This is a genomic window from Stenotrophomonas sp. GW821-FHT01H02A, from assembly GCF_059422145.1.
The window spans coordinates 1-1,255 of sequence record NZ_JBWKWI010000025.1; the positions used below are offsets into that span (position 1 = coordinate 1).

Consider the following 1,255-nt stretch of genomic DNA (forward strand, 5'->3'; position numbering starts at 1 on the left):
ACGGCCAGGATGCCGAACGTGCCCAGTAGCACCACCGGTACCGCGATCGTGGGGATCAGCGTTGCGCGAAAGTTCTGCAGGAATAGATAGATGACGAGAAAGACAAGAACGATCCCTTCAAACAACGTGTACACCACGCTGCGGATGGAGGCGTTGACGAAGGGCACAGAATCATAAGGCACGACGACCGCCAGCCCCGTCGGCATGTCCCTGGAGATGCCCTCCAGCGCCTTGTCGACTGCCTTCCGTGTAACGATAGCGTTGGCACCAGGTGCCAGATAGATTCCGATAGCCGCAGCCGGCAATGCGTTGAGACGATTACTGAAATCGTAGCTTTCCGCACCCAGCTCGACACGGGCAACATCACCAAGCAGCAACTGGCTTCCATCTGGGTTTCCACGAAGGACGATGGCGCGAAACTGATCGGCACTGGAAAGGCGCGACCCAGCATCGACAAATGCTGTCAATGCCTGCGCGTCCACGCTAGGCGCCCCACCCAGTTCGCCTAGCCCGATCTGAGCGTTCTGCGCTCGAATGGCGGCGGCTATGTCCGAGATCGTCAATCGATAGGCGTGGAGACGATCGGGATCCAGCCAGATGCGCATCGCATACTTGCCGCCATACTCCCGGACAAGGCCAACGCCACTTACCCGGCTGATCACATCAACAACGGAGGATCCGACGTAGTCAGCTACCCCGGCCGCATCCATGCTGTTGTCCTCAGAGACGAAACCTATCATCTGTAGCAGGTCGGCGCCTGATTTCGACACATTGACGCCACGGCGCTGCACCTGTTCGGGCAGGGAGGGCATTGCCCGCTGCACCCTATTTTGGACGTTCGGCTGGACCGCCTCCAGGTCCGTACCCGGCTCGAATACGAGGGTAATCGTCGCGTAGCCGCCATATGAGTAGCTCTGGGAGGAAAAGTACATCATCCCATCGAGACTGGTCAGGTTCTGCTCGATGACTTTGGTGACGGTCTCCTCGATGACGCTTGCAGACGCGCCAGGGTAGATTGCCGTTATCGTCAGGCTGGGCGGTGCCACTTCCGGGTACATGGACACCGGCAGCTTGAGCACCGCCAGGCCACCGGCGAGCATGATGATGATCGCAATCACCCACGCGAAGATGGGGCGATCAATGAAAAAACGTGCCATGGAATTCTCCAGTTACTGCTGGGCGGCGGGAGCCGCCGGCGCGGCGGCCGGCTTGGCCGGGGCCGCGCCCATTTCGGTGGCCTGCACGGGCATGCCCA

General features: G+C 60.2%; 1 protein-coding gene. It reads right to left on the reverse strand.

All coding sequences use genetic code 11. From position 1 onward, the window contains the following. The coding region (locus AC07WC_RS17735) for an efflux RND transporter permease subunit (RefSeq protein WP_495211169.1) at positions 1 to 1,157 on the reverse strand (1,157 nt) is incomplete at its 3' end. Positions 1,158 to 1,255 lie beyond the last annotated feature (98 nt).